7 protein-coding genes are annotated in these 9,564 nt (G+C 43.9%); 1 reads left to right on the top strand and 6 read right to left on the bottom strand.

From position 1 onward, the window contains the following. Positions 1 to 33: 33 nt before the first annotated feature. Positions 34 to 1,275 (bottom strand): MFS transporter, encoded by a 1,242-nt coding sequence (locus BN3656_RS11780; RefSeq protein ID WP_066548373.1) that lies wholly within the window; start codon positions 1,273 to 1,275, stop codon positions 34 to 36. 371 nt (positions 1,276 to 1,646) lie between these two features. On the opposite strand from BN3656_RS11780, the gene BN3656_RS11775 reads away from it, so the two are divergent. After that, complete coding sequence (locus BN3656_RS11775; RefSeq protein WP_066548370.1) at positions 1,647 to 2,297, top strand: TetR/AcrR family transcriptional regulator; 651 nt, start codon at positions 1,647 to 1,649, stop codon at positions 2,295 to 2,297. A 40-nt stretch (positions 2,298 to 2,337) separates the two neighbouring features. On the opposite strand, the gene pepT is transcribed toward BN3656_RS11775, so the two are convergent. The 5 genes from pepT to BN3656_RS11750 all read right to left on the bottom strand — a co-directional run bounded on the left by pepT (position 2,338) and on the right by BN3656_RS11750 (position 9,560). After that, positions 2,338 to 3,588 (bottom strand): peptidase T, encoded by a 1,251-nt coding sequence (pepT, locus tag BN3656_RS11770; RefSeq protein ID WP_066548366.1) that lies wholly within the window; start codon positions 3,586 to 3,588, stop codon positions 2,338 to 2,340. A 99-nt stretch (positions 3,589 to 3,687) separates the two neighbouring features. Beyond that, entirely contained in the window at positions 3,688 to 4,242 is a 555-nt protein-coding gene (locus BN3656_RS11765; protein ID WP_066548363.1) for a Holliday junction resolvase RecU, read from the bottom strand. Between the two features lie 147 nt (positions 4,243 to 4,389). Further along, positions 4,390 to 5,880 (bottom strand): DUF3604 domain-containing protein, encoded by a 1,491-nt coding sequence (locus tag BN3656_RS11760; protein WP_066548359.1) that lies wholly within the window; start codon positions 5,878 to 5,880, stop codon positions 4,390 to 4,392. A 3-nt stretch (positions 5,881 to 5,883) separates the two neighbouring features. After that, the gene (locus BN3656_RS11755; RefSeq protein ID WP_066548357.1) at positions 5,884 to 7,782 is read right to left on the bottom strand and encodes a DUF2264 domain-containing protein; all 1,899 of its coding nucleotides are present in this window, start codon (positions 7,780 to 7,782) and stop codon (positions 5,884 to 5,886) included. Continuing rightward, positions 7,779 to 9,560 (bottom strand): hypothetical protein, encoded by a 1,782-nt coding sequence (locus BN3656_RS11750; RefSeq protein ID WP_066548355.1) that lies wholly within the window; start codon positions 9,558 to 9,560, stop codon positions 7,779 to 7,781. The genes BN3656_RS11755 and BN3656_RS11750 overlap by 4 nt, the downstream gene beginning before the upstream one ends. Positions 9,561 to 9,564 lie beyond the last annotated feature (4 nt).

Raw genomic sequence — 9,564 nt, 5'->3', positions numbered from 1 at the left:
ATAAAAGTGATCTTTGAATCAAAAGGTACCTTTTTATGGACGTTCATCATTTTTTACCAGGAAGCTGAAGAATACCGCAACCGCTGCGCATCCAACGAAGATGTACCATACAAAGGAATAACTTCCTGTTGCATCAATTACCCGTCCTACAATGATAGGCATAATCAGGCTTGCCATCTGGAACAACAGGTTCTGTGTGGAGGCGGCAGTTGCTGTAAAACGCTCTCCTGCCAGCATCATGGCAGAGGTGGTGTAATGAGTGGAAGGCAGATAGGAAACCGCACCATAGATAATTCCTATCAGAATCAGTCCGGTGTAGCTTCTCTGCATAGAAAAGATAATGGTCATCACACCCATGCCTGCAAGGGTCATCATAAGGAAATTCCGGTGGCTCATGTGAAGTTTCTGGGCAATGCTTCCGGACAGACAGGAGGCGATAATGCCTGCAATGCTGTAGCAGGTAATGATCATGCCACCCTGGACAGGGCTGAAACCGATGCTCTGAACATATTTATTAGTCCAGGTAGCAAAACCTACGCTGATAAACATGAACATAAATCCGCTGGCGCCCAGAAGAAGCTGTTGTTTATTGGTAAAGAAACCAACCAGTCCCTCCAGCATTCCGGCCTGTCCGGTTCCGGGAGCTTTGGCTGCTGCGGTCTGTGCTGCTGCCTTGGGGGAGGAAGCTTCCGGCACTTTCTTTTCAACGGGCTGTACAAATACAGCTAATAAAACCACGATAACAGCTGCTACTGCGCCTACGATCATAAAGGTAGTCCGCCATCCAAAAGCCTGGTTGAGAGGGGCACCTAAAGACTGAGCCAGCGTGATACCGAAAGGCGGGGAAGCCAACACTACGCCCATAGCAGAAGCTCTCTCTTTTGGTGCAAATGTAAGGGCAACTACTTTTGAACACTGGGCCATAACGCAGCCGCTGCTCACACCTGTGACCACACGGATGGCCAGTCCCATTTCATAGCTGTTTATAGCTGACATAAGGGCTGTCATAGCGCCGCCTAAAACGGTACAGGCAATCAGAATATACTTGGGCTGATATTTGTCTGCCATAATTCCGCCCGGAATCTGTGTTACCAGATATCCTGCAAAAAAAGCGGACATATAAAGTCCTGCCTGTGTAGCGTTAATACCAAATTCCCCGGATACGTCTGCCATCAGAGGGCTCCAGATGTACCGGCTCAAAAAGGTAAATGAAAACGCCAGTGTAACCGCTGCCAATGACATATACTTGTTTGTTTTTTTCATTTGAGTTCCCATGACCTCTCCTTTTAGTTATTTTTTTAACATTTGTGTTTAAAAAAAAGAATTCAGCTGACCTTTTTGTACTATACAAACACATTTTGTATACTGTTGATTTTAACCTTTTTTATCCATATAGTCAATATAATTTTGTAATTTAATTCAAAATTTACGTTATTAATTTATATAAATAACGTTTTTTTCGATTTTTTCACACAATACAAAATATTATTTGTATAGCACTATTTTTCTTGATTTTGTCAGATAATATAACAATCTTCTTTGTTCATATTTACTTGGCAAAGATTTGTCATTGAGTTATAATGGTTTGGGAAGGCCAGAGTATTTTCCTCCTGACCATCCATATCAATCTAAAGGGAGTCCAATATTTGAAAGAAACAGAATCCAGAAATTTAAAAGAAGAAATTCTGACGGTAACCGGCCGTATGTTCCTTGAATACGGATACAGCGGCACTACATTTCAGAAAATTGCAGATGAATTAAATATTACAAAAGGCGCCATCACTTATCATTTTAAGAACAAATTTATGATCATGGAAACGTTTATAGATGATCTGTTCAGTCAGATCAAAGGATATGTAGACTCGTTTCCGGAAGAATATAAAAACCGATACTGGCGTCACTGCATAATCTATATCTACGCCTACAGAAAGATAATGAGCACGCCTAAAAACATGGAATTATTTTATCATAAGGATCAGCAGCTGATCTGGCAGAATCATAAGCTGGCCATGATCGCCGGAATCTATGAAGAGATTGAAAAGGACTTCCACAAATCCTATGACCGAAAAGATCTGCAGATGAAGGCATACATGGATATGGGGGTTCGATCCAGACTGTTTGAAACCTACCAGAATCATCCCGGCGTATTTACCCTGGATCAATACTGCTACTATCATATCTATCTGTTGGGCATTTTATGCAAGCTGGATGAAATGACCATCCAGGAAAACATAAAAGACGCCTTTACCTTTGCCGATTCCCATCCTTTCGATATACGGTCATGTATTTTTGAATAAAGCGCCCCATTCCGAAGATCCGGAAGGGACGCATTTGTTTTTATCGATCCATTTCCCCGAATCGCTTTGCAATCCGGATCAGAAGCTCTGTAATGGTTTCCATAGATTCTGCACAGATATACTCATACTTCCCATGGAAATTGTGGCCTCCGGTACACAGGTTGGGGCAGGGAAGGCCCATATAGGAAAGCCTTGCTCCGTCTGTGCCGCCGCGGATGGGTACGATCACCGGAGTGATACCCAGCTCTTCCATAGCTGCCTTTGCCTCGTCGATCAGGTACATATAGGGCTCGATCTTCTCTTTCATGTTGTAGTAGGAATCTTTTACCTGTACCTCTATAGAACCAGAGCCGTATTTTTTGTTCAGATAGGCAGCTGCTTCCTTAAACAGTTCCTTTTTATCCTCAAATTTCTGCTTATTGTGGTCACGGATAATGTATTCCAGAGAAGCCTCCTCTACACTGCCCTCCATCCGGTCCAGATGGAAGAAGCCTTCATACTCCTCTGTATACATGGGATTTTCAAAGGCCGGTAGCAGGGACTGAAATTCCATTCCCATTAAAAGGGCGTTTTTCATCTTTCCCTTAGCGCTGCCGGGATGGATGCTGGCTCCATGGATCTTTACCCGCCCGGATGCCGCATTAAAATTCTCATATTCCAGTTCTCCGATCGCTCCGCCGTCCACGGTGTAGGCCACATCTGCTCCAAAGCCATTTACATCAAAGCGGTCAGCGCCCCGTCCAACCTCTTCATCCGGGGTAAAGGCGATACAGATCTTGCCATGCTTTTCCTCCGGATGGGATAAAAACCAGGCTGCCATGGTCATGATCTCTGCCACACCCGCCTTATCATCTGCCCCTAAAAGGGTGGTGCCGTCAGTGGTGATAAGCGTCTTTCCCTTATAATTTTTCATTTCCGGAAAGTCATTTGCGGAAAGCCAGATGGAGGCGTCCTTATTTAAACAGATATCCTCTCCATCGTAATTTTCAATAATCTGAGGCTTTACGTTTGTGCCTGAAAATGCAGGCGCTGTATCCATATGGGAAATAAAACCCAGAGCAGGTGCCTGATGGCCTTCCTCCAGATTTGAGGGGATCACGCCGTATACATAGCCGTTTTCGTCCTCCCGCACATCCGATACGCCCAGCTCTTTCAGTTCCTCTGCCAGCATATGGCCTAAAACCCTTTGCTTTTCTGTACTTGGCATCTGCTCCATATCATCCGCAGACTGGGTGTCTACGGCTGCATAGCGCAGAAAGCGCTCTGTTACCTGTGATCGATTCTGTACCATTGTGTTTCCTCCTTAAATGTACCATTTTCACAAAGTTCAGTTTCTAAAACTGTAAATAAGTATATCACAGGAACCCTATCCTGTCCAATCCGCTTTAGCTTACGTCTCTGCATCCTCCAAACCCTCTCTCAGCTCCAGATCCCTTGCGATCATTTCCAGATAATGCACCAGCATATCCCTGTGAGCTCGGATCCGCCAGGAATGGTCAATTTCATCATAGGTAAAGCTCTTGCGCCCTCCGGCTTCCATCCGGTCCCAAAAGTGCTTTACGGTACGGAAAGGCACATAATATATCTCATCCATCCCCGTATAGTACAGAACAATAAAGGCAATCCCACCCTGAGCCTCAAACTCCTCCATAAAACGGATCTGGTGAGCATGGATGTTCTGCAGAGGAAAAGTAGATGCACTGCATTCCTTGGCATCAAAGCATACGGGAATCCCCTGAACCGCCCCGATATAGTCCACGGTACTCTTCTGGTCAAAATAAGCCAGAGTGATGTGCCGGCTGGACTTATCAATCTGGATCGGTGTGATGGGCGTGGGGATTTTCTGTATCAGGGCAAGCTTTTTCTCCCTGTAGCTGTCATTGGTACGGTTAATCAAATCCTCAAGGGTAGAGCCCCGAAGGCCTCTGGTGTTCCAGGTTCCCATCGTGTGTCATTTTCCTTTCTGATGTCATGATGCTGATGATACACATAAAAGTATAACAGGAGAATCCACTAAGAGCAAGGCGCAAAAAAAGCGCTTTTTCCTATAGATAATTCTCCTGAAAAAGCACTTTTTATTCATAGCAAACGGTTATTCATTATTTTTGACATAGACCGGTGAAACATAGGCCCATTGCCGATTTTTCTGACACACTTCCATATGATATACATCCTGGGAAAGCTGTGGAACGTTATCTACAATTTCCCCCTCAAACTGGTAACGGGTACATGGAAGAGCAGGATGGATTTTAAATGCCTGAGAATGATAATATTCCATTTCTGTCACATAGCCATATTCCAGAAGATCTTTGATAGAAGCTTTATACTCCTTGTGATTGATCTTAAAATAAACAATCGTGCTAAGATCTCCCTGTATCTCAAACACCAGAGAAGAAGTAGAGGGATGGAGTGTAGATTTATTTCCTACCGTATCACAAGTCCATTCTGCCCTGTCTTCATCTATTACAGAGGTATATGTTGCTATATCATTGATACTGTCAGCATCATAGGATTCATCCTGAGAAGGCGCCAGTACGCTTCTTCCGCGGAAATATGGGTTCAGAGCAATGATTTTTCCTCCTGTTACCTGTATTCTGCCATTCCAGCGGTAAAGATTTTGCTTTCCCCACCCCATTTCGACACGGAGTTTATACCGCCCTTTATCAGGAACCTCTCTGTATGTTTCTCCATTTTCCACATAAATCGGCACCTGATTTTTATAAATCACAATTTTATCCAAGGCATATTCTGTTTCTACACTCCAATGTATCTTTCGTCTATTTCCATATGTTTTTGCGCCCATCGGCACTCCGTTTATATCAAAACTGCAGCGGATCCTGTCGCCGGTAACAGCATATGTGCGACCAGCTTTGATGGCCTTCCAAATATTTTCTCTGCTTTTTTCTTCTGCCCATACGGCTGCCATTCCGTCTCCATAAGATCCGGGAAATCCTGCATGATGATCGGTAGATGCTACAAAACTGAACTGTTTGCCTCTTTTTAATCCCTCATATATCAGATTCCGCCCATCTCTCGGCCCCATATTATGATAATATGGGTAATCTGCTTCTTCACACATTCCGCAGCCATGTTTGGAATATACCTCTACCACAGGTGAGATCGAGCTGTCAAATGCGTCCCAGTTGATTCCTCTGTATCCGGCCGGATAACCAATATGGTGAGGAATTACAATCGCATCTTTGCCGCAGGCCTTTATCAGATCTTCAGGTGATCTGCCGTATACCAAGGGAAGGTCATCCTCAGGTGACAGCAGATGATGATCGCCATACTGGCTTGAATGCAGCTCATATCCCTGAAATGTAACAAGTCCTTCCTGACCTGCTTTTTTTACTTTTTCACGTATTTCGGGCCAATGATCGTTCAGTTTTTTGAATCCTACCTCGTGAAAGTCTACAACAAACTCTGTTTCGGGACGCTTTTCGTACATATCCGGCCACATAGCATGTCCGGTAAAGGCGCAGAAATCCAACTGGCTTTTTGCACGTTCAATTGCGTGTTCCAGACTTCCAAACCCATATGTAATTCCGCAGTGATTATGAAGGTCTCCCCAATAAATATTCATTTTCTAATCCTCCTGTTTTAAATCCGGCCACTGGATCGATCGTTCTTCTTTCCCAATTCTGATCCGTATGGTGCGTTCTGCTGTTTCAACCTGCGGAATACATTTCATATAGCGTTCTGCCTGATTGGTACGGTCTGCCAGAAAACAGTCGATCAGCAGGTGACAGCCCGGCTTTAGACGCCGGCAAATTGTGGGAAGCACAGCCAGATTATATAAAAGATTTGTGTTTGGGAAAGTATCGATCAGTTTTGCCTCTCCATCTGTTAAAGCAGCTGCCCCGCTAATTCCCCACGGCAGACAGGCAAATATGCTATTTTGATCCTGTTTTATCTGGTCTGGCCTGTATTTTCCGGAAAGAGCTCCTGACTGCACCTCAAAACAGGTTTCCGCTTCAATGGAAAATCCACCGTCAGCAGTGTCAATTTCTTTATCTGTAGAAATATGATGTATTCTGATATGCCATGGCCCAAGAGGAATAATCGCACTTTCTGCTTCAACTCCTGGCATAAGCGTATAGTCCAAAAATACAGCCTGCTCTGTCACTCGAAAATGATTAGTTCCGTATTTCATTCGATAATGTTCATCTCCTGCAAGAGAGGCAGCAAGCGTATTATCGAATGCACCATCCTGAAGCCTGTGCCCTCTGGACACGCTGAATCCGAATTGATTGGAATATACGAACTTTTCATATTTTTCTGATACACAGCCATGATTCTGGCAGTGCTGTCCTGCTACAAAAGCCTCTGCATGATCATTTTCATGGACAACCAGCATATGAGGATGTGTTAAAAGACGGATCGGCTCGAAAACAGGAAAACGATCCGGAGCCGTCCAGAACGGATGGCTGTCACTTAAAGCCAGCATGAAAAATGTCTTTAATCCCCAGTAGGGTGAGCCAGGCCCGTTATATCGTTCACTCATAAAAAGATTGGGATATCCGTATCCGATACTCAGAATACCTGCGTGATTGAAGATAGGGTGGGAAATCCACTGCATCAGGTTTCCAACCGCAAGGCGCCTGTAAACACCATAGTCAATTTCTTCCACTTCTGCAAAGGCCGCCGCAGAAAAAAAGGCTCCATGAGCAAAACGATATGTAAGGCTTCGTCCATAAGGAATCTCCCGGCCGTCCTTGTCAAACCAGTATATAAAATCATCGGCAAATTTTCTTCCCCGTTCTTTCAAAATATAACTGTATTCAGGATCTTCCTTTACCATAAACTTTGCATATAGCAAACCATAAAAATGAATTGCAAAAGGGATATAATAGTCCAGCTGTCCCTTATTTCCATCATGGTACCAGCCGTCTCCTTCATAACATCCTTCAATCACAGCCCGATCCTCTTCCATCCGTTCCTTAGACCAGGGACAGCCGATCATACGGAACATGGTATTTACCAAAATCCGGAAAAATCTCCAGTTATTAGGGTGAACACCATGATCGTTGATCTGATTCATCCAACAAAAAAAACGTTTTTTCTGTTCCGTGTTTAACGGTTCCCACAGTGTTTTGGGAGACAGGCTTACGGCAACCGCTAAAGCTGCCATTTCTACCATTTTCTGATCATAATCGACCAGATCCCCCCAATATTCTTCATGTGAAGGGTCTGTACCGTGTATAATTCCGGAGAGATACCGCTGCTTCCACTCCTCCGCTTCCTCTTTTAATTCTTTGGAAAGAGCCGGACTTTCCTGAGACCATAAGGGACCAAGCCCCCATAAAACTCTGGCAAATCCTTCCATTCTGGATGATTTTTCTCCGTAATGCACCCCGGAATCTCCTGCATGAAGCCATGCATTTCCTTTACTGTAATATGGTTTTAACGGACGGATCATATCTAAAAGCAATTCCGCTGCATCAGCTCTGCTTTGAATTGTCCTTCCCTTCCACTTCTCTATCATTTTTCCTCCTCTACCTGAATCGTAACCTGAAGCATACCGGATTCATCTGGTTTTATGACAAATTCCCATGCCTCAAATCCCCCTGACAGGCAAAAAATCGGCTGCGGTTTCTCTATATTATCTTTGTTTGATATGTTTATCTGCAATACTCCTGATTCTCTGGGAATCATAAAACCTTCTTTTGTTTCGGAAATTCCCATATGGTGCTTTCCAATGACAGGAAGGATAAAAGCAGGAACTGTATTGGACAAAGCTTTTGTCACTCCCGTAATTTTTACATAATGATCTGTAACTGTATACTCCAGACAGCCAAATACATGGTGATCGAAAGGCTGATGCATCATATCCTTTAATTCCATCTCCGAACGGATTTTTATTTCTCCATTTGTTTCCTCTGCAGTAATGCAGGGGGTATAGTCATAACAGCTGGCGTATTTTTTTGTTTCCAAAGTCAATTCCAGTCTTGGAACCAGGCTTTGATGCTGAGATTTTTTTAAAGAAAGCTGCATATTATGAGGTTCCTTCAGCCAGTAGTCTGTCATAGATGCCATAATGATCGGCCCGGCTGTTTTATGCCACAGCATAGTCAGAGTTCCGCCGGAAGCATGACCGCCCTTCATATATTCAAAGTCATACCCCGTCACCGTTCCAAGAAATCCGCCCTTCGATATTTTCCATGTATCTATTTCCGGATAAAACATCAGGGGAGCGGCCTGTTCGGAAGGAATAAGTTCGTTTCTGCTGCTCCATTTACCGCAATCAAGCATAGAAGCCAGAACCTTAGCATGACAAAATGTATGATGGATACATGGCTCTTCACCGTGGGCTGCATAATGAGGTCCTCCATACAAAAGTCCTTCCTGGCTGCATTGTTTATACAGCATTAAATTTCTGACAGCAGCTTCATGAAATACAGGTTCTTCTTCTCCCCATATTCCATATGCTGCCTGACAGCCGTCAGAAGTTCGGCTTCCCCAATAAGTCCATTTATAATTCCGTGTTCCAAAACTGTTGTCCCACCCTCCATCAGGAAGCATAAAATAAAGCTGTTTTCTTAAAATCTCCTTCAAACGGCGAAGCAAAACATCATTTTGAACCGTTCTGGCATAAAGAACCAGGGAAGGGATGGATTCTTCTGCATTATAACCTATGTCTACTGGACGACATCCCCGCTTTGTTACATATTCTGCCGGCTGTCCCTCTCCATAAAAAAGGCCGCTTTCCAAAAGATGCATTTTGCAATGATCAGCCAGAATTTTTGCCTGCTTTAAAAATGTTTCCCGGTGCAGATAACTTCCAGTTAAAGCAAGAGCTGCTGCTGCAGATGCATGGTAATTGATATTTGTTTTATAATCAGTCGTTATTGTCTTCTCAATCCACTCCGCCCCCATCTCCATCCGTTGTTCCCATTTTTTTCTGGTATCTGAATCCAACAGATGTCCGTGGTATTTTAACGCTTCACACAGGCTGATTACTCCAAAAACTGTGATTCCATTCCACTCACTTTGAGCATCGTTATAAAAGCTTCCATCATCGCAAACCATGTTGGAACCCCACTCAAAAACAGCTTCTGCTGCATCCTGATATTTTTTCTGGCCTGTGAAATCTGCTGTACACATCAGCGGATACACTGCATCCGAACTTCTTCCATGGATCATCTTACAGGCGGGACAGAAAAAACCGCCATAAAATCGAGGATCTTTTTGTTCCCTTATCTGGTAGCGAATCAAACCATCACACCAGCTTTTTAACAGATCAAAACACCCTTCCCTTTCCATATCT

The sequence above is a fragment of the Clostridium sp. AT4 genome, assembly GCF_001517625.2.
Taxonomy (GTDB): Bacteria; Bacillota; Clostridia; order Lachnospirales; family Lachnospiraceae; genus Enterocloster.
This window is presented reverse-complemented; position numbering and strand designations above follow the sequence as displayed.